Origin of the sequence: Paraburkholderia sp. CHISQ3, assembly GCF_030464945.1 — a bacterium.
GTDB classification, from domain to species: Bacteria; Pseudomonadota; Gammaproteobacteria; order Burkholderiales; family Burkholderiaceae; genus Paraburkholderia; species Paraburkholderia megapolitana.
In genome coordinates, this window is record NZ_JALPRG010000015.1 from 148,518 (window position 1) to 167,576 (window position 19,059).

18 protein-coding genes are annotated in these 19,059 nt (G+C 62.7%); 4 read left to right on the forward strand and 14 right to left on the reverse strand.

Annotated features, from left to right (window positions below; translation table 11 throughout):
• Positions 1 to 7 precede the first annotated feature (7 nt).
• Positions 8 to 739, reverse strand: coding sequence for a cytochrome c (locus tag M0D65_RS29680; RefSeq protein ID WP_266255739.1), 732 nt, complete (start codon positions 737 to 739; stop codon positions 8 to 10).
• 428 nt (positions 740 to 1,167) lie between these two features.
• Between M0D65_RS29680 and copC the strand changes: the two genes are divergently transcribed.
• Together copC and M0D65_RS29690 are read left to right on the forward strand one after the other, a co-directional pair.
• Positions 1,168 to 1,548, forward strand: a complete 381-nt coding sequence (gene copC, locus M0D65_RS29685) for a copper homeostasis periplasmic binding protein CopC (protein WP_266255699.1) — start codon at positions 1,168 to 1,170, stop codon at positions 1,546 to 1,548.
• Positions 1,545 to 2,474 (forward strand): CopD family protein, encoded by a 930-nt coding sequence (locus tag M0D65_RS29690; RefSeq protein ID WP_266255700.1) that lies wholly within the window; start codon positions 1,545 to 1,547, stop codon positions 2,472 to 2,474. Before copC ends, M0D65_RS29690 begins: the two co-directional genes overlap by 4 nt.
• Before the next feature lie 145 nt (positions 2,475 to 2,619).
• On the opposite strand, the gene M0D65_RS29695 is transcribed toward M0D65_RS29690, so the two are convergent.
• The 5 genes from M0D65_RS29695 to dgoD all read right to left on the reverse strand — a co-directional run bounded on the left by M0D65_RS29695 (position 2,620) and on the right by dgoD (position 7,538).
• Positions 2,620 to 3,888, reverse strand: a complete 1,269-nt coding sequence (locus tag M0D65_RS29695; protein WP_266255701.1) for a CAP domain-containing protein — start codon at positions 3,886 to 3,888, stop codon at positions 2,620 to 2,622.
• A 401-nt stretch (positions 3,889 to 4,289) separates the two neighbouring features.
• Complete coding sequence (locus M0D65_RS29700; RefSeq protein WP_266255703.1) at positions 4,290 to 4,505, reverse strand: YodC family protein; 216 nt, start codon at positions 4,503 to 4,505, stop codon at positions 4,290 to 4,292.
• Between the two features lie 49 nt (positions 4,506 to 4,554).
• Positions 4,555 to 4,857 (reverse strand): hypothetical protein, encoded by a 303-nt coding sequence (locus M0D65_RS29705; RefSeq protein WP_091011079.1) that lies wholly within the window; start codon positions 4,855 to 4,857, stop codon positions 4,555 to 4,557.
• Positions 4,858 to 5,079: 222 nt separating this feature from the next.
• Positions 5,080 to 6,396, reverse strand: a complete 1,317-nt coding sequence (locus M0D65_RS29710; RefSeq protein ID WP_266255704.1) for an MFS transporter — start codon at positions 6,394 to 6,396, stop codon at positions 5,080 to 5,082.
• Positions 6,390 to 7,538 (reverse strand): galactonate dehydratase, encoded by a 1,149-nt coding sequence (gene dgoD, locus M0D65_RS29715; protein WP_091011081.1) that lies wholly within the window; start codon positions 7,536 to 7,538, stop codon positions 6,390 to 6,392. The genes M0D65_RS29710 and dgoD overlap by 7 nt, the downstream gene beginning before the upstream one ends.
• A gap of 204 nt (positions 7,539 to 7,742) precedes the next feature.
• Here dgoD and M0D65_RS29720 point away from each other — a divergent pair, with 204 nt between their 5' ends.
• On the forward strand, positions 7,743 to 8,420 hold the full coding sequence (locus M0D65_RS29720; protein ID WP_091011082.1) for a FadR/GntR family transcriptional regulator: 678 nt from the start codon (positions 7,743 to 7,745) through the stop codon (positions 8,418 to 8,420).
• A 21-nt stretch (positions 8,421 to 8,441) separates the two neighbouring features.
• On the opposite strand, the gene M0D65_RS29725 is transcribed toward M0D65_RS29720, so the two are convergent.
• Positions 8,442 to 9,827 carry a tetratricopeptide repeat protein gene (locus M0D65_RS29725; RefSeq protein WP_266255706.1) on the reverse strand — a complete coding sequence of 462 codons (1,386 nt, stop codon included), beginning with the start codon at positions 9,825 to 9,827 and terminating at the stop codon, positions 8,442 to 8,444.
• 236 nt (positions 9,828 to 10,063) lie between these two features.
• On the opposite strand from M0D65_RS29725, the gene serC reads away from it, so the two are divergent.
• The gene (gene serC, locus M0D65_RS29730; protein WP_266255708.1) at positions 10,064 to 11,185 is read left to right on the forward strand and encodes a 3-phosphoserine/phosphohydroxythreonine transaminase; all 1,122 of its coding nucleotides are present in this window, start codon (positions 10,064 to 10,066) and stop codon (positions 11,183 to 11,185) included.
• 69 nt (positions 11,186 to 11,254) lie between these two features.
• Here the strand turns inward: serC and xylB are convergent, their stop codons facing one another.
• The 7 genes from xylB to M0D65_RS29765 all read right to left on the reverse strand — a co-directional run bounded on the left by xylB (position 11,255) and on the right by M0D65_RS29765 (position 18,948).
• Positions 11,255 to 12,721, reverse strand: coding sequence for a xylulokinase (gene xylB, locus M0D65_RS29735; RefSeq protein WP_266255710.1), 1,467 nt, complete (start codon positions 12,719 to 12,721; stop codon positions 11,255 to 11,257).
• Positions 12,722 to 12,770: 49 nt separating this feature from the next.
• A complete protein-coding gene (locus M0D65_RS29740) occupies positions 12,771 to 13,649 on the reverse strand; it encodes an AraC family transcriptional regulator (protein WP_091011086.1) in 879 nt (292 codons plus the stop codon).
• A 62-nt stretch (positions 13,650 to 13,711) separates the two neighbouring features.
• Positions 13,712 to 14,890, reverse strand: coding sequence for an ABC transporter ATP-binding protein (locus M0D65_RS29745; RefSeq protein WP_266255711.1), 1,179 nt, complete (start codon positions 14,888 to 14,890; stop codon positions 13,712 to 13,714).
• A gap of 2 nt (positions 14,891 to 14,892) precedes the next feature.
• The gene (locus tag M0D65_RS29750) at positions 14,893 to 15,927 is read right to left on the reverse strand and encodes an NAD(P)-dependent alcohol dehydrogenase (RefSeq protein WP_266255713.1); all 1,035 of its coding nucleotides are present in this window, start codon (positions 15,925 to 15,927) and stop codon (positions 14,893 to 14,895) included.
• Between the two features lie 10 nt (positions 15,928 to 15,937).
• Positions 15,938 to 16,750, reverse strand: coding sequence for a carbohydrate ABC transporter permease (locus M0D65_RS29755; RefSeq protein ID WP_266255714.1), 813 nt, complete (start codon positions 16,748 to 16,750; stop codon positions 15,938 to 15,940).
• Entirely contained in the window at positions 16,738 to 17,616 is an 879-nt protein-coding gene (locus tag M0D65_RS29760; protein WP_266255715.1) for a carbohydrate ABC transporter permease, read from the reverse strand. Before M0D65_RS29760 ends, M0D65_RS29755 begins: the two co-directional genes overlap by 13 nt.
• 57 nt (positions 17,617 to 17,673) lie before the next feature.
• Complete coding sequence (locus M0D65_RS29765) at positions 17,674 to 18,948, reverse strand: sugar ABC transporter substrate-binding protein (RefSeq protein ID WP_091011091.1); 1,275 nt, start codon at positions 18,946 to 18,948, stop codon at positions 17,674 to 17,676.
• Between the last annotated feature and the right edge of the window lie 111 nt (positions 18,949 to 19,059).

Here is a 19,059-nt window from a genome sequence, read left to right on the forward strand (position 1 = left end):
CGGTGCCTTATTGCGGTTCGCTGCCGCAGGCAAGCGGAGTCTTCATCGAGCCAGCCGGAGCCGGCACGGGGTTTTGCGGAGCATGCTGCGAGGACAGCCAGGCGGCGACGGCATTCACGTCATCGTCGGTCAGACGCGTGGCAATGGTGTGCATGCAATCGGGTTCGACGGCATGACGCGTACCCGAGCGCCACGAGCCGAGCTGCGCGCTGATGTAGTCGGCATGCAGGCCCACGAGACCGGGGATGGCCGGCTGCATACCAGTCAGCACCTTGCCGTGGCAGGCCGCGCAAGCGGGAATCTGCTTCGACGCATCGCCGTTCAGCACGATTTCCCGGCCTCGCGCGAGCGTCGAGGTCGATACGCTCGGCGTGGCCGGTGCCGGATACGGCGGGCGTTGCTGCGAGAAGTACGTCGCGATTTCGTGCAGGTAGTCGTCCGAGAGATACGTGACGAGGTAATTCATGGGCGGATACCGGCGGCGAGCTTCGCGGAAGTTCACGAGCTGGTTGTACAGATAGTCGGCCGGTTTGCCCGCAAGCCGCGGGAAGTAATCGTTGTCAGTCCCTTGCCCATGCACGCCGTGACACGCGGCGCAGGCTTGCACGCGCGCTTCCATCGTGTCCGGAGCCTTGGGTTGGGTCTGCGCATTCGCAGCGCTATAGACGCCTGCGCAGCCGATCAGCAGAAGGGCGAGCAATGGGCGGAAAATGCGTCTTGAAGACACGCGTAACTCCATCATGAGCGGGGACCTGACCGAACTTCGAACGGCTCGGTGAGAAAAAGTAGCCGGCGCTGCGGCGACGCAGCATTCTATCATCGATGGGTGATGGTGACTATTTGCGCGATCCGACATGGATCGGGCCGCAAACGTCTATGCGGCGGTTTGACGCAGCGTGGCTGGAGCGGTCGATTGCGCTTGTGGGGCCGGCCGTCGAGCGTTTTCGTGCAGGCATGGCCTGGATACGCCGAGACCCGCTGGCAGATCGATTGAACCGGCGCGCAGCGGCGCCATCGAAGCGTACACTGCCGGTTCCGCGGCGCGGGCGCTCCTCGGGTGCGTTCCGGTAACCGCGTTGCTCGCCATATTTCCGCGGGTCTGGTGTTTCCAGATCGCTTACGCGATTCTTCGTTTTCTCTTTCAATGCGTTTCTTCGTTTGTTCCCAATGACTACCTCCGATTCGTTCCGCCCGTTCCTGCGAGCGCTGGCAACCGGCGTTGCGGCGTTTGCCGTAGCGTCCACTGCTTTCGCTCACGCGTTGCCGACTGCGCGCGACCCCGCGCCCGACGCGGAAGTCGCCGCGCCCACCCAGGTGACGATGCACTTTAGCGAGCCGCTCGAACCGGCTTTCAGCAAGATCGTCGTGAGCGATGCGGCGGGCAAGCCGGTCAGTGCGGGTGCATCCGCGGTCGATGCCGATGACCGCAAGGCCATGCACGTCGCGTTGACGCCGTCGCTCGCGCCGGGGCGCTACAGCGTGCACTGGAATGCGGTCGCGACCGACGGTCACCGCACCCAGGGCGACTATGGGTTCATCGTCAAATGAGGCCGGACGGACTGTGGATCGGGCAGGTCGCCATGGCCGCGCTCATGAATGTCGCGTTTGCTTTTGCGCTCGGCTCCGCGCTGCTCGGTGCGTGGCTCGAGAAAGACGCGCGTACTGCGGTCGCACCGGGGCGACCCGCATGGTTGCGCGCGCAACGCTCGATGCGGGCCGCGACGATCGTGTTGCTGCTCGCCGACCTCGGCTGGCTGTGGTACGAGGCTGCGTCGATGAGCGGTAGTGCGTTGCCGGCCGCGTTCGGTGTGATACCCACGGTGCTCGTGCAGACGCATGTCGGGCATGCGTGGGGTGTCGCGTTCGCGGGTGCTGTGCTGTTGCTACTCACGGCATTGGCGGACCACGGTACGCTGCGCAACGCGTTGCTGTGGCTCGTGGTGATTGTGGTGGCGGCGGGCAAGGCATCGCTTGGACACGCGGCCGATGCGGGCGTTGTCTCCGCAGCGATCGGCGTGCATACGCTGCACATTCTCGCGACCGGCGTATGGGGCGGCCTCGTGATCGCGGCCGGTCTCTCGGTGTTGCCGGCGCTTGGTGCGTCGACGGCGCGCGGCGTGCTGATTCGCACCGGGGTGCAGTTATCGGGTGTCTCGCTGGTGGCGTTCGTGTTCGTGCTCGCAACCGGCGCGTTCAATACTGCGCGCGGCTCAGGCGGCTCGCTTGATGTGATCTGGACCAGCACCTGGGGTCACGTGTTGCTGCTCAAGCTTGCACTCGTCGCGCTGGCACTGCTGTTCGCCGCGTTCAGCCGCTTCTCGGCGCTGCCGCGGTTGCGCCGTACCGCATCGACCGTCGATGCGCACACAGTGGTCAATCTGCTGTACTTCGAGGCGCTGGCGATGATCGGTGTGTTTGTCGCGGCTGCGGCGCTGTCGCATAGCGTGCCGGGGTTTGCGGCGCTGGCCGGTTGACTGGCTGACCGACCGGTCACGCGACACGCAACACGTGACAGCGCCGCGGGGCAGGACGTGAATCTGGAAGAATGCTCCAGGCCAGAAACCCGCCCCGCAAATCTCTACCGCCGGCCCCGGCGCTGCGGGCCGGACGGCATACCGGTCACCGTGTCGTAAAGCGCCACGTGAGGTTCACCGGCCTCGTACCCAGTGTGCCCTTCAGGCTCACCACGTACGTCGTTCTGGCAACTAGCGGTTTGAATGGCGTGCAGATCGCGCTGCCCTGCAAATCATTACCGAAGCCCGCGCTGCTACTGTCGACCTTCAGGCACGGCACGTCCTTACCCGACGCATCGGTCAGCGTGAAGGAGGTCACGGCAAGCCGGAGAACATGGCTGAATGACTGGACCGAAACTGGATAGCCCAACGTCTCACCCGCATGCCCGGGAGCAGGATTCGGGTGCTCGTTATTGATCCAGCTCGTCGGCACATCGGCCTGACCGTCGTACGGATACGCCAGGAGTTGCGAATCGCTGCCGATTTCGAGGGCATCCGCCAGATTGATCGTCTGGTAGAAATCCCCGCTCGTACCGCCCTGGACCGGCTGCGTGATGTCTTGAGCGTATCCCGTTCCTCCCGACCTGAAGCTCCCAAATAGCCCTATCCGATGAAACGGTGCGTCGATCAGTTCGGCGACCAGCGTGTCGTTCGACGGCAGTCTGAGCGATGCGTTGAGACGTGACGTCCATTGATTCAAATACGTCAGTACTTCGCCCGTGAAGTTGGTCGGGTAGAGCTTCTGGATACGGTCATCCGGCGTGGCGCCCGTGAAGCCCGGGCCTGGCGTCTCGTCGTGTCCGGTCGTGCGACGCAGCAGCATGTAATCCGTGTGGTTTTGCGCGGCCTCGGCCAGTCTGGCTTGAGGCTGTAGAGCGGGAAGCCCGACCAGCGCGCGCCGGTAATTCGCGTAGCAAAACCCCGCCGACTTCGGATCACCCAACACCCGGTAATCGACGACTTGCGCGGCACCGCGCGCAGGGAACAGTGTGACGTTGGCGGTTGTGCTGCTGGCGGGAGGGGTAGCGTCTTTTAGCGTGTAGCACTGCGTTCCGTCTGCTGCGGTTTGCTGGGGCGCCGTGTCGAGGCCGGTTTCAGATGCGATACCTGGCGCGGGTCCCGATGTGCCGGGCGGCACATTCGAAGCGGCCGACGGATCGGCGTCCGATGAAGCCACCGGGGTGGCGTCTGCCGCTACCGAAGGTGCGTTGTTCGCCGCGGAGGAAGCCGGCCCACCGGGCGGCGTCGGTGAAACCGCGCTCTTGTCGGGCGGACCGCCTACTGTTGTTTGGGATGAGTCGCTGCCGTTTCCGCCACATGCAGACAAAGCGAGTACCAGGCACAGCCCGGTCACTGCCCATTTAGCTTCTTTCATAAACCACCATTCAATGAGTTGCCCCGGCGCATGACCTGTTCGTGCTAACCGCCCACAGCATGGATGGCCAGCACGACGGGCAATGTATGTGTGAATTTCGATGCGGGACGCCGTGATCCTGATCAGGAAGCATCCGTAGCCCGGCAGATCGAGGCAGAGCCTGTCAACTGGGCGCCGCAGTATGCCGTGTGAAAAGCATGAGAATCTGAATTTTTGTCACACGCTTCGCCGCGAGGCGCTGAGTCTGGTGGCGGCCTTAACGCTTGAGATCGGCGTTCAAGGCGAAGATGGTGCGGGCAGCAGTCGATGTTGCAGCGCCGACAAAAATGCGCCGCACAGCGTGACTGTACGGCGCAAACACACGGTCACCCGGCGGGGAGCCGGCTGTCCCATACTGCTCGTCATGCTACGAGCGCGTCGTGCACCCGTTCCAGCGTTTCTCCCGGAAACATCTCCTGATGCAGTTCGCCGTCGTCACCGAACCACTGGCAAATGAGCCAGGTGCCCGACGCGAACAGGACCGGTCCTACCCAGGTGGCGGTCATCGGACGCCCGCCTGATTTCAGCGTCAGCACATCGCCGGGCCGGTATGCGATGGTCGTTGTGGCGTATGTCATGGCACGTGAACGTTCGTTATCGGAAGTCCCGGAGAAAACCGTGGGCAATCTATTCATAACCAAGCTTGTGACCCACGATCGGCGCACAGAACAACGCAATCGCGCCGCCCGCAATCTTGCCTTCCAGTTCAGCCGAGGCAACGCGCGCGGTGTACAGATGCGTGAGCAGATCGAACAGTTGCGGCACGCAGTAGAGCGCGACAGCCGCAATGAAACACTTATCGACGGTCGCGATGCGCCAGCCGCGTTCGTACGCGACCATGGCGGCGATCACGCGCAGGATCGCGAATACCACTAGCGTGCCGACCGCCGCCTGTTCGCGGATCAGATAGTCGGGAAGAAACTCGCCCATTGCCTGCCTCTCGAATTGCTGTTTTATTCCTATCGAGCAAAGAGCGGGCCAGGTTGGCGCGGGTGGCTGGGCGGAACGCAGCAAAGCCTTGTTTGACAAGGCTTTGCGGAACAGAGGTGGGATGAGGGAGGGAGTAAGAAGCGGCAGCGGAAGCGGTTCCGGCCCTCGATGTTACGTAACTGCCGGGCCGCCCGCGCGATGTGCCGTAACGTCAGCAGCGGTCTATTCGATCCGCTCGATCCGTCCGACGACAAACAGATACGACAGCGCACCGATCACGCCGACCGCGCTCATGAACACCAGAGCGGGCGCGAAGTCGTCGCCCTTCACGAGCAGCCCGATCACGATCGGCACGCAGATCGACGACAGGTTGCCCATCAGGTTGAACATGCCGCCGGTGAGGCCGAGCAGTTCCTTCTTCGCCATCGATGAAACGAGCACCCACGTGATCGATGCGAAGCCGCTGCCGAAGAACGCGATCGCCATGAAGACGATGACCATCGACGGCGTCTCGACATAGTTGGCCCCGACAATCGCCGTCGACAGCAACAACCCGCCGACAATCGGCACCTTGCGCGCGACAGTCGCCGACGCGCCGCGCCGGATCATCCAGTCAGACAGCAACCCCGACACGAGAATGCCGACGAACGCGGCGAGAAACGGCACGGCCGCCATGAACCCGGCTTTCAGGAAGTCCATGTGGCGGTATTTGACGAGGTAGGTCGGGAACCACGTTAGGAAGAACCACAGCGTCGACGTCACCGCGATCTGGCCGATGTACACACCCCACAGCTTGCGGTTGCCGAGCACGGCGCGCCAGTCGCTTGCCGTATAGCGGCGGCGCGCGGCGTTTGCGTTATGCGCATCGCCGAGTTCGACGAGCCCGCCGCCCGCGCGGATCGTATCGAGTTCCTGCTGGTTGATACCCTGCGCGTCGGACGGATCGCGATATAGCGCATACCAGACGAAGGCCCACACCACACCCACCAAGCCGGTCAGCACGAATACGCCGTGCCAGCCGAAGCGTTCCTGCGTCAGCACCAGAAGCGGTGTGAGAAACGCGAGGCCGACATATTGCCCCGACGTGTAGATCGCGATGGCGCGGGCACGCTCGCTGTCGGGAAACCAGGTGGTGACGACGCGATTCAGCGTCGGGTAGGCGGGGGCCTCGAGCACACCGAGCAGCACACGTAGCGACAGCAGCGCGATGAACGCGCCCGCGAAACCCTGCAGGATCGTCGCCAGCGACCACAGCCCGACGATCGCCGCCATCATCAGCCGCGGACGCGTGCGATCGACGAGCATGCCGCCGGGAATCTGCAGCAGCGCATACGACCAGCCGAACGCGGAGAACACGAGCCCGAGTTGCGCAGGAGTCAGCGCGAGCTGACGACCGATCGCCGTCGCCGCAATCGACAGGTTGCTGCGGTCCAGATAGGTGATGACGACGGTGACGAACAGCATCGCGAGCAGGCGATGCCGTTTACCGGTCGCGCGCGGCGTCGCGTTTTCCGCCTCACCAACCTGCTGGCTTACCATTCCGCGACGCTACCGTCCGCGTGGCGCCACACCGGATTACGCCAGCGATGGCCCACCTTCGCCATCTCGCGCACCTTCTCTTCGTTCACATCGATGCCGAGGCCTGGGCCTTGCGGAATCGACACGAAGCCGTCTTCATACTTGAAGACTTCCGGGTTGCGGATGTAGTCGAGCAGATCGTTGCCCTGGTTGTAGTGGATGCCGAGGCTCTGCTCCTGGATGAACGCGTTGTAGCTGACCGCGTCGATCTGCAGACAGGTGGCGAGTGCGATCGGACCGAGCGGGCAGTGCAGCGCGAGCGCGACGTCGTACGCTTCGGCCATCGATGCGATCTTGCGGCACTCCGTGATACCGCCCGCATGCGACGCATCCGGCTGGATGATGTCGACGTAGCCGCCCGCGAGAATGTGCTTGAAATCCCAGCGCGAATACAGACGCTCGCCGAGGGCGATCGGTGTGCTGGTCTGGTTGACGATGTCGCGCAGCGCCTCGACGTTCTCCGACAGCACCGGTTCTTCGATGAACATGAGCTTGTACGGATCGAGTTCCTTCGCGAGCACCTTGGCCATCGGCTTATGCACGCGGCCATGGAAGTCCACGCCGATGCCGACGTTCGGTCCGACCGCTTCGCGCACCGCGGCGACGTTGTTGATGACGCCTTGCACCTTGTCGAAGGTATCGATGATCTGCAGCTCTTCCGAGCCGTTCATCTTGATCGCCTTGAAGCCGCGCTCGACTACGGCGCGCGCGTTATTCGCGACATCGCTGGGACGGTCGCCGCCAATCCACGAATACACCTTGATGCGATCGCGCACCTGGCCGCCAAGCAGTGCATGCACCGGCACGCCGTGATGCTTGCCCTTGATATCCCACAGTGCCTGGTCGACCCCGGCAATCGCGCTCATCGAGATCGGGCCGCCGCGATAGAAGCCCGCGCGGTACATCACTTGCCAGTGATCTTCGATCAGCAGCGGGTCTTTGCCGATCAGATAGTCGGAGAGTTCATCGACCGCGGCTGCGACCGTATGCGCGCGGCCTTCCACGACCGGCTCGCCCCAGCCGACGATGCCTGCGTCGGTTTCGACCTTCACGAAGCACCAGCGCGGGGGAACGATAAAGGTCTCGATTCGGGTGATTTTCATGGCGGCGTCTCCTTGTCGCGCAGCTGCAATGTTGGGCGTGGGGCGCGAATGCGGGTGCCGTTCGGGCGGGCTCGCGAACCCCTGAGGAGTGAAATACTACACAAAATCGACGTTTAATACTATTAATAGTACTATTCGGTATTATTTGGGACGTGGCTCGATACAAGCGCAAAGCAACCCACTTCATTCAACAGGAGAACAGCCATTCAGCACGATCTGCACGGCCGCGTCGCGCATGAACTCGCAACCGCCATCCTGCGTGGCGACTACGCGCCCGAATCGATCCTGCCGCGCGAAGCGGAGCTGATGGATGCGTTCGGCGTGAGCCGCACGGTGCTGCGCGAGGCGCTGCGGACGTTGACGTCGAAAGGGCTGATCGAATCGCGCCCGCGCATCGGTACGCGTGTGCGGCCGCGCACCGCGTGGAATCTGCTCGATGCGGATCTGCTCGACTGGTACTCGCGGGTGGCGCCGCCGGTGGCGTTCGCGCTCAAGCTGCAGGAGATGCGTGAAATGATCGAGCCGTATGCGGCATCGCTGGCGGCGGCGTCGCATGACGACGAAACGTTTGCCGAACTCGAAGCGGCTCATACGGAGATGGTCGAAGCGCGCAACGTCGATGAATGGGTGCGCGCCGATCTGCAGTTTCACCTGAGCGTGCTGGCCGCGTGTAGCAACGAGCTGCTGGTGCCGCTCGGTACGCTGATCGAGCGTACGCTCGAAGCGCAACTGCGTTTGAATGCGAAACGCGCGGGGGTGTTCAATGCGTCGCTGGCCGAACACACGGCGGTGTTCGATGCGATTCGCGACCGCGATGCAGCGCTTGCGCGTCAGGCGATGGCGGCGCTGCTCGGTGTGACGCGCGAGCGGATCGAAGGATGAGGTGCGTGGTGCTACGAGGCGCTACAGGGTACTTAGCGCCTCGTGCGCAGTGCGCTCAAGCAATGAATGGAATTGCTGCCTGATCCGGTTAACCGCTTCGCTCTTGTAGGGAAAGCCGTCGTTCTTGCCGTGCACCAGCATCGTCGCGTTGACCTCGAACACGACGACCTCGCCTGCAGGCGTCAACGCGCAGTCGATGCCGAAGTAATCGAGGCCGATGGTATTCCGGATCTCGCGCAATGCGGCTTGCTGGGGAGTTGCGAAGACACGCCACGGGTCGTCGAGGAACGCCCGTTCCTCGTCCTGCATCCATTGAATGTCCGCCATCGATGTCGTCACATGATGGATCTTCCACTTGTCATCGATCGCGAGGTGATACGGGAGAATTTCGTCGCCCACGAAGATGAACCGGTACTTGCGAAAATACCCGTCTTCAGAACGGTAATCGACGAATGGCGTGATGTAGTAATCCGACTCGCCAATGCGATTCACGAACTCATTGAGCTCAGTGCTATCGCCGACTTTCTCGAAGTCTTCGCCGCCGTGCGTGCCGGCGCGTCGCACCAGCAGCGGGAACTGTAGTTCCGACGTTTCGTTTTTGTTCGGCATCTGCAGCAGATCGACGTTCGAAAACGTGCGTGTACGCGGAACGACACAGCCGGGCGTTCCCGCAAGACGCGTCGAAATCGACGCCCGATCCGTCCCGGCGATGAGTCGCGGATGATTGAGTACCGGCCTGCCGATACGTTCCGCGAGCGCTTCCACCGTGCCCAGAATCGCGCGACTCTGATCGACATCGGAAACCAGATTGACGACCACGTCCGCATGGCTGCGCAGCAGATCGATGTCGTACTCGAAGTCGTCGAGCACGGTAAGGATGCTGCTTTCGAAGCGCGCCTGACTCACGAAATAATCCGGCGGCGTGTTGCCAGCGCCCGGCGAAAACATCCACAAGACGCGGAATTCCGGCGGCGACACGGCAGCGGGCATTGCCCACAATGGTTTCACTTCGACTGCGCGGCGATAGGTCATCGCGGCTTCGTCGGCGAGTCCCAGCGCCTGCTCGAGATTGGCGATGCTGTGCAGGACCTGTCCGTTGTCGGGTTCAAGTTCAAGGGCACGCCGGTAGTGGATGAGCGCAGCACTTTTTCTATCCGCAAACGAATGCGCCAGTGCGAGCCGTCGATGCACTTCGGCACCGCTATGCGCGTGGTCCGCCAGCGGATCGAGCACAGCGACGGCTTCATCGTAGCGAGCGCTCAGTATCATCACTCGCGCGAGTTCGAGGCACGCTATCTGATGCTGCGGCTCGACGGCGAGTATCTGCAGCAACAGCGGTTCTACGAGATCGAGCTGCCCCGCGTGGGAGTGCCTGGCCGCCTGTAAGACGAGAGCGTCGATGGACATGAGTGGGCCGATCCGGAAGTCGAAGGGAATCACCACAGGGTATCGATGGCACGTCTTGAACACTGGCGAGAATGCGAAAGAGCGTCCCGAATCCCGCTCGCCCGCATCATTCGTGTGCCTTCGCGTGTGATAACCCTTCTTCGCATCGGGCGCTGTGCCAAACGCCGTTTGATTCATGCTTCGTTATCGGTGGTGTGGTGGTGCGCGATACCGCGAATCTCTCAGGCGAGGAACACATGAACCTTCAGTACAACTTCTCCGGCGGACCGGGCGCGCTCCCTCTACCAGTCCTGATGCAAGCGCAGCAGGCCATCCTGGAGGTACCCGAGGTCGGTCTTTCGGTGCTTGGAATCAGTCACCGCTCCGACTGGTTTCGCGAGGTCATGGACGAAGCCGAAGCGAACATTCGCCACCTGCTCAAGGTTCCGCAGAACTATCACGTGCTCTTTCTGCAAGGCGGCAGCACGTTGCAGTTCGCGATGCTGGCGATGAACTTCGGCGGCATGGGCGAGTGTCCGCCTTCGTATGTCTCGTCGGGATACTGGAGCCGCAAGAGCATGTCGGATTCCGGCGTTGGGTCGGGCATGCGCGTCGTGTGGGATGGCGAATCGAGCGGCTTTCGCCGGATGCCGAAAGCGGCGGAACTCGATATCGATCCGCGTACGAGCTACCTGCATTACGTTTCGAACGAAACGGTGGAAGGACTACAGGCAACCGACGGGCTGTTCGCCGGCGACATTCCCGTGTTCTGCGATATGTCCTCCGACTTCATGTCGCGACCCGTCGACATCTCTCGCTACGTGATGATCTATGCACATGCACAGAAAAACCTCGGCCCGGCCGGCGTCACGATCGCGATTCTGCGCGACGATCTGATCGAACGGGCGCAAACGGGTCTCGCGAATATTCTCGATTACCGGACCCACATCGCTGCGCGGTCGATCTATAACACGCCGCCCGTCTTCTCCATTTACATCGTCTTGCTGGTGACGCGCTGGATGCGCGAAACGTTCGGTGACCTCGAAGGTCTCGATGCAGTGAACCGGCGCAAAGCGAGTCTGCTCTATGACGTGCTCGATGCCGAACCCGGGTTTTATAGCGCGCATGCCGAGCGCGAATCGCGCTCGCTGATGAACGTTGCGTTCAAATGCCAGACGCCCGAACTGACCGCGCAGTTTCTGCAGGAGGCGCGTGAGGCGGGGCTGCATGGACTGGAAGGACATCGGTCGATTGGCGGCGTGCGTGCGTCGTTATACAACGCGTTGACCGAGCACGAGGCTAGCGTGCTCGCGTCGTTCATGAAGATCTTCAGCAAGCGTTACGCCGAAACGCGCGAGTTTTCTCTGGCCGACGCATAACGAGCATCGCGAGCTGAATCAGTCGAGCATCGCGCTGCCCTGCCCATGCGGCGCCGGGCACCCCACCCGCTACCCAGCCGCAGCAAACTCCGGCTTCAGCGCCACATACAACCTGCGATAACGAGCAAGACGTTGCGCGAGCAACGGCTCCGACGCGCGGTCCGGTTCGCACGACTCGATGACCGGCGGCGCGGTGCAAACCTCGGCCACCGTATCCTGCGTGACCGCAAGCCGCGCAAGCCGCGCCGCGCCGAGCGCCGCACCGATATCGCTGCTCGCATGCCGGCGCATCGTCACACCCATCGCGGTCGCGCACAGTTGTGCCCAGAAGCGGCTACGCGAGCCGCCGCCGATAAACGAGGCCTGTTCGAGCGTCGTGCCCGCACCCTGCAGCGCGGCATAGCCATCGGCCATCGCGAACGCGACGCCTTCCATCACGCTGTACGCAAGATCGGCGGTGGTATGGCTGGCCGAGAGTCCCCAGAACATGCCGCGTGCGTTAGCGTCGTTGTGCGGTGTGCGCTCGCCGTTCAGATACGGCAGGAAGATCGGGGCGCTGGCCGGATCGACCTGTGCGGCCAGTTCCGGCAATGTGGAGACAGCGGTATGCGCGACCTGCGAGAGCCAGCCGAGACTCGCGGCCGCTGAGAGAATCACGCTCATCTGATGCCAGCGTTCAGGCAGCGCATGGCAGAACGCATGCACGCCCTGTTCCGGATTCGGCGCGAAGCGGTCGGTACCAGAGAACAGCACGCCCGACGTGCCCAACGACAAAAACGCGCCGCCCGCGCCCACGACACCCATGCCGATCGCACTGGCTGCGTTATCGCCCGCGCCACCGCACAGCGTGACCGGACCTTCGATACCCCATTCCCGACGCAACCCATCGCGCAACTGCGCAGCCGGCGCACTGCCTTCGACGAGATTCGGCATCTGCTCGCGCGACAGACCGGTGGCGCTCAGCATCCGGTCCGACCAGTCGCGCTTCGCGACATCGACCCACAGCGTGCCCGATGCATCCGACATGTCCGACGTGAACTCGCCCGTCAACCGCCACGCGACGTAATCCTTCGGCAGCAGCACTTTATGTATGGCGCGAAACACCGATGCTTCGTATTTCGCGAGCCATAACAGTTTCGGCGCGGTGAAGCCGGGCATCGCGAGATTGCCGGTGATGGTCCGCGATTCGGGCACCAGCGCCTCGAGTTCGACGCACTCGGCGAATGCGCGCGTGTCGTTCCAGAGGATCGCGGGGCGCAGCACCTGGCCACTGCGGTCCAGCAGCGTCGCACCGTGCATCTGTCCCGACAGCCCGATGCCGCGCAGCGCCGCGAAGCCGGTGGGGTGCGCCGCGCGGATCGCGGCGATGGCATCGAGCGTTGCGTGCCACCACGCTTGCGGGCTTTGTTCGGACCAGTGCGGATGCGGATGGTCGACGATGAGCGGAGCATTGGCGGTTGCCAGCGGCGCGGAGCCGTCGTCGGTCAGGACCGCTTTAACCTCAGAAGTGCCGAGGTCGATTCCAAGAAAGGTCATGGAGAGGCGCCGAAATAATAGTAAGAGAGGGGCCCGGCGCAATTGCGCATCAGGCAGCGATCATGTGTTCGTTCAGTTGATGCAGCGCGCGAAACTGCGACGGCGGCATGCCTTTCATCGCGCGAAACTGCCGGTTGAAATTCGACAGGTTGTTGAAGCCGACCCGGTAGCAGATATCGGTCACGCTCAGCGTCGAACACATCAGCAGTTCGCATGCTTCGTTCAGACGCAGCCGGTTCAGGTACTGCACAAAGGTCGAACCGGTCTGGCGGCGGAAAAAACGCGTAAACGTACTGACGCTCATACCGACCAGATCCGCAACATCGGTTTCGCGCAGCGTGCCCGGCAAGTTCTGCTGGATGTAGGAGAGTACCTGATTGATCGTCGACGACATGTAACGTTGTGCATCGATGTGATACGCAGGCCCGGCGAGCACACGCCGATCGGAGCAGGACGACAGCCGGTCGAACAGCGACATCAGCAACTCGACGCGGTGGCAACCGTGCGCGTCGGCGAGTTCCATCATCAGCGGAACGAGTGCGAGGCCAACGTGATCGGGAAACTGCAGGCCGCGCGAAGCATCGTCGATCATGCCGACCACCGGCTGTAGTTCCGTGAAGGCCGCCACCATCTGCTGCACGGCTTCGCGCGAAAACTGCAGCACGATATCGCGCGACGGCACGCATTCGCCCGGCCCGATCTCGCTGATCCAGTTATGCGGCAGGTTCGGTCCGGTGACGACGAGGTTGCCGGGCGCAAACTGCCCGATATGGTCGCCGACGAAAAATTTGCCGGTCGAAGCACTGATTAAGTGAATTTCGTACTCGGGGTGGAAGTGCCACTTGGCGACGTCGTGGGGATAGCCGTGCACCCAGGCGCGAAAGGTTTCGTCGCGCCGCGTATGTACGACTTCTAGATCGGGATTCATTGCGTCGTTCCTCCACTGCGCTGCTACGACCGCCTGCGCCTTGCTTGCACCTCGCTTGCAACTCAGGCCGCGGGCTGCGCCCGCTGCGGTGTTGCGGGCGTGTCCGGTGTATGCACCGGCGCTTGCTGCGTGCCCGGCGATATAGCCGGCAGCGTGACGTTGCGCCCGGTTTGCCCGTCGAAAACATGCAGTTCTCTGTCTTCGAAGTGGAACGTTACCATGTCGCCGAGCGTCGGCACCGCATTCGCAGGGACCAGCGCGGCCAGCTTTTCACCCGCGAAATCGAAGCTGACGAGCGCTTCGGCGCCGAGCAGTTCGACCAGTTCGATCCGGCCGTCGATCCGCAGCGGCCACGGCGCATGGCCCTCGGCGATCTTCAGATAGTTCGGCCGGATCGCCAGCTTGACCGCCTGCCCCGCCTGCAAACCGGCGAATCGCGGTGCCGCGAGCGGCCAACTGCGGTCATGACAGCGCGCATACGGCACGCTATTTTCGATGCTCACGGTGGCGTCGATGAAATTCATCGCCGGCGTGCCGATGAATCCCGCCGCGAAGACCGTATGCGGGTAGTGATACAGATCGGACGGCGTACCGGCCTGTTCGATATGGCCGCCGCGCATCAGGATCACGCGGTCGGCGAGTGTCATCGCTTCGAGCTGATCGTGCGTGACGTAGACCGTCGTCGTCTTGAGCCGCTGATGCAGCCGCTTGATGTCGCCGCGCAGTTGCGCGCGCAGCTTGGCATCGAGATTCGACAGCGGTTCGTCGAACAGGAACACCGCGGGCGTCTTGATCATTGCGCGTGCGATCGCCGCGCGCTGCTGCTGTCCGCCCGACATCGCGCGCGGTTTGCGTTCGAGCATCGCATCGAGGCTCAGCACCGCCGCGACCTCGCGCACGCGCCGGTCGATTTCGGGCGCGGGCACTTTCAACCGGCGCAGGCCGAACGCAATGTTGTCGTACACCGTCATGTGCGGATAGAGCGCGTAGTTCTGGAACACCATCGCGACGTTGCGCTCGCGTGCGGGCAGCGCGTTGACGACCGCGTTGCCGATCGACAGCTCGCCACCGGTGATGTCCTCGAGGCCGGCGATCATCCGCAGCATCGTCGACTTGCCGCAGCCCGACGGGCCGAGCAGTACGACGAACTCGCCGTCGCGAATCTGCAGGTCGAGCGGATGCAGCACCGGCGGTCCGCCGTCATAGCGCTTCGTGAGTCCCTTGCAAACGATCTGTGCCATGGTCAGTCCATCTCGATCTGAATCTTGACGTCGTGCGGATGTCCCGCCGCCGCCTCTTCGAATGCGCGCAAGCCGTCGGCGAACGCGAACTTGCGCGAGATGAACGGCTTCACGTCGATCATCCCCGAGCTGATCAGGGCGAGCGCGCGCGGAAAGATGTTCGCGTAGCGGAACACCGATTCGATGCGTGCTTCCTTCGCTTGCAGTGCAACCACGTCGAGCGGGACCGGGTCGACCGGCATGCCGACCAGTACTGCGCAGCCACCGGGACATAGCAGATCGATCAGGGTGTCGTAGACCTTTGCGTTGCCACTCGCTTCGAAGACGACGTCCGCGCCCCAGTCGCCGGTCGCTGCGCGCACTGCGTCGAGCAGCGAGTGTGCGCGCACGTCGACCGTCGTGACTGCAGCGTGGTTCGCAAACAGCGCAAGCTTCTCCTTGATCACGTCGGCGAGAATCACGCGCGATGCGCCGCCCGCGAGCGCGGCTAGCGCAGTCATCGCGCCGATCGTGCCCGCGCCGATCACCACTGCCACATCGCCTGGCTTCATCGCGGCTTTTTTCGCGGCCTGCAAGCCGATCGACAGCGGTTCGACGATCGCGCCTTCCGCGAACGACACGTTGTCCGGCAGCCTGAACGTGAACGCTGCCGGATGCACGACGTACGGCGTGAGGCAACCGTGAACGGGCGGCGTCGCCCAGAAGCGCACGGCGGGATCGAGGTTGTAGAGGCCGCGCATCGTAGCCGGCGAATCGAACTGCGGAACACCGGGCTCCATGCACACACGGTCGCCGACATGCAGGTGCGTAACTTCGTCGCCGATCTCGACCACCGTGCCCGAAGCTTCATGCCCGAGCACCATCGGGCTGTCCACCTTGAATGGGCCGATGCGTCCATGCGTGTAGTAATGCACGTCGCTACCGCACACGCCGACCGTATGAATCTTGATCTTCACGTCGCGCGGACCGACTTCGAGCGGAATGTCGATGTCGCGCAGCGCCAGTTTGCGTGCCTCTTCGAGTACCAGAGCTTTCACTACCGTCTCCTTACTTGCCTTTGAGCATCGAGTTCAACAGCCGGCTCAGAATGCCGACGAAAATCAGTGGGGGCAGCGCGAGCAGCACCGTCGACGCATTGATCACACCCCACGGTACTTCCTGTCCGAGCGACGTGAATGCGGAGGCGACGACGGGCAGCGTCGCGCTGCGGGATGAAGTGAGGGCGAGCGCAATCATCAGTTCGTTCCAGACCAGCACGAAGCTGAAGACGATGCCACCCATCAGCGTGTTCGAGCAGATCGGCAGTGCAATGCGCCAGAACACCGCGTACGGACCGTAACCGTCGAGCGTCGCCGCTTCTTCGACTTCGCGCGGCAGACGCTGGAACACCGGGATCGACAGCCACGTGATAGTCGATAGCGTGACGAGCAGATACGTGACGATCATCGACAGCTTCGTGTCGTACAGACCGAGGTCGACCCAGATCGCGATCAACGGAATCGCGACTGCCACGGGCGGCAGGAAACGCAGCGACAGCAGGAAGAACTGGATGTCGCGCTTGCCCGGTATGTGAAAGCGGGCGATCACGTAGGCGGCCGGTACACCGAGCAGCGCACCGATCAGCACCGAGCTACCGACGATCGCAATGCTGTTGCCGAGGCCGATCAGTACCTCGGGACTCGACAGAACCTGGCGGTAGTTGTCGAGTGTCGGGGTGAAAAAGAAGCGCGGCGTCGGCGTGACGATATCGAGCAGATTCTTCAGCGAGTTGAGCAGCGCCCAGAAAATCGGAAACACCGCGACGATTGCAATCGTGCCGCCGACCGCCACCGTCACGCTGCGCGAGATCAGTCTTCCCATTTGTTCACCCGCTTCCAGATCAGCGTAAAGATGGCTGTGGTGGCGATCATCATCAGCACGGCCATGCTCGACGCGTACGAGACCTTGCCGGACAGGCCGATGCCCTGCGAATACGCATACATGTCGAGCGTCTCGGTGGCGATGCCGGGGCCGCCTTTGGTCATCACGTAGATCAGGTCGAACGAGCGCAGCGACTCGACCATCTTGATGAAGACGAGGCTCATGATCGGCACCTTGAGCATCGGCAGCGCGATGTACGCGTACACCTGCCACGTCGATGCGTAGTCGAGGCGCGCGGCTTCGAGCGGTTCGGGCGGCAGCGTTTCGAGCAGCTTCAGGACGACCACTGCGAAGAAGAGGCCCCACTGCCAGATGTCGACCAGCGCGATCGCATACAGTGCGGCATGCGGGTTCGACAGGAACGCGGTGTTCTCGATACCGACCGCGCCGAGCGCCCAGCTCAGGATGCCGGTCAGCGGCGAGTACATGAACTTCCAGATGAACGCCGCGGATACGCGCGGCAGCAGCACCGGCATGATCAGCAGCAGCGCGATGACGTTGCGCATGCGCCCGTGAATCCGTTCGAACAGATAGATGGCGAGCAGCACACCGACCGCGACCGCGCCGAGCACGGTGACGATTTCCCAGACCGCCGATACCTGGATCGCATTCAGAAAGCGGCGATCCGACATCAACCGCGCGAAGTTGCGCAGCCAGACGTATTCGCTGTCGGGATAGCGCAGTACGCGGTTTTTCAGCGCGAGGTTGATGGCTGCGATAGTCGGGATCAGGCCGAGCAGCGCCATGATGGCGAGCGGCGGCCCGAGAAACACCCAGGGCAGACTCGTTTTACCGCGATTGAACATCGATGTCTCCAACAGCGCCGCGCGAGCGGCCTGCGATTGCTTGCAAGATCACGCGTGCTACTTCTTCGCGCCGTGTTCCATCGCATCCTTCGCGTACTGAACCGCGTCGGTCAGCGTGCTTTGCACGTCGGGTTGTGTGCCCGTGAAGATCTCTTCGAGCGCGATACCGAGGTTGTCGCCGATATCGGGCCACTGCGGGCTTGCCCAGATCGTCACTTTGGTGACGGGGTTCGTGTCGTTCAGGCCGCTCAGAATTTGCGGTTTCACATGTTTCTGGAAGTAATCGCTCTGAATCGTGCTCGTGCGGTTGTAGTCGCTGAACACGTTGTCGCGCAGACGGGCCTGCTCCTGGTCCTTGCTGGTTGCCCATGCGATGAACTTACCCGCGGCCTGGCGCGTGCATTCGTCCTTCGCCCCGACCGATGAAATCGCAAGGCCATGGCCGTATGCGGCGGACGGCAACGGCGCCGGCGGCCGCACGTAACCGACCTTGTCGGCGACGCTCGATTTGGTCGGGTCTTCCATCCAGTCAGCGAACGGCGTCGACTCGATCATGAAGGCGACCTTGCCTGAGCGGAACGCTTCGAGCGCGTTGCTCCAGTCGTAAGTCGCGGCGCCCGGCGGCGCGTACTTGAACAGCTCGCTATAGAGCTGCGTGGCCTTGACCGCGGCCGGCGAATCGAACGCCGGTTGCTGGTTCTTGTCGGTCCACGTGCCGCCTTCGGCGAGCATGAACGGCGCCCAGCGCCAGACATTCATGCCCGAGCCGCGCTGGCCGCGCGCGACCCAGCCGTACATGTTGGGCGGCGCGTTCAGTTTCTTGATGTCGGCGACGAGTTCGTCGAGTGTCTTCGGCACCGGCAGATGTGCCTTTTCGAGCAGATCGCGCCGATAGAACAGGAAGTCGCCGCCGCCGATCAGCGGCGCGAAATAGGCCACGCCCTTGTAGTTCGCGACCGCGCGGCGGCCCGGCAGGAAGTCGTTGTAGTCGTAGTCCTTCGGGTAGTACTTGAGCAGCGGCACGACCCAGCCCGCCGATGCAAATTCGGCGAGATTCGCTTCGTCGACGTAGTAGATCTGATACGAACCGGCACCCGTCGATGCATCGAGCCGCGACTTCGCACGCCGGTCGTTTTCGCCGAAGTAATTGATTTCGACCTTCGTACCGCTACGTTTCTCGTAATCGGGCAGCGACTTCTCCATCACCGACAGGCCCAGACTTTTCTGCGCCAGCACTCTGAGCACCGGCACGTTGCAGGTTTGCGCGAGCGCCGCGGCGGGTACGGTCGCGCCGATCACAGCACAGGCCGCCAAAGATCGAATCGTGTTCACAGTTGTCTCCTGATTTGTTTTTCGCTGTCCGGCCGATGCGTGTTGGATGGCATCGGTCGACTGCACTGTAGTGCTCAGGAAACACTGTTCACCACTTCAAAAGAATCTTCG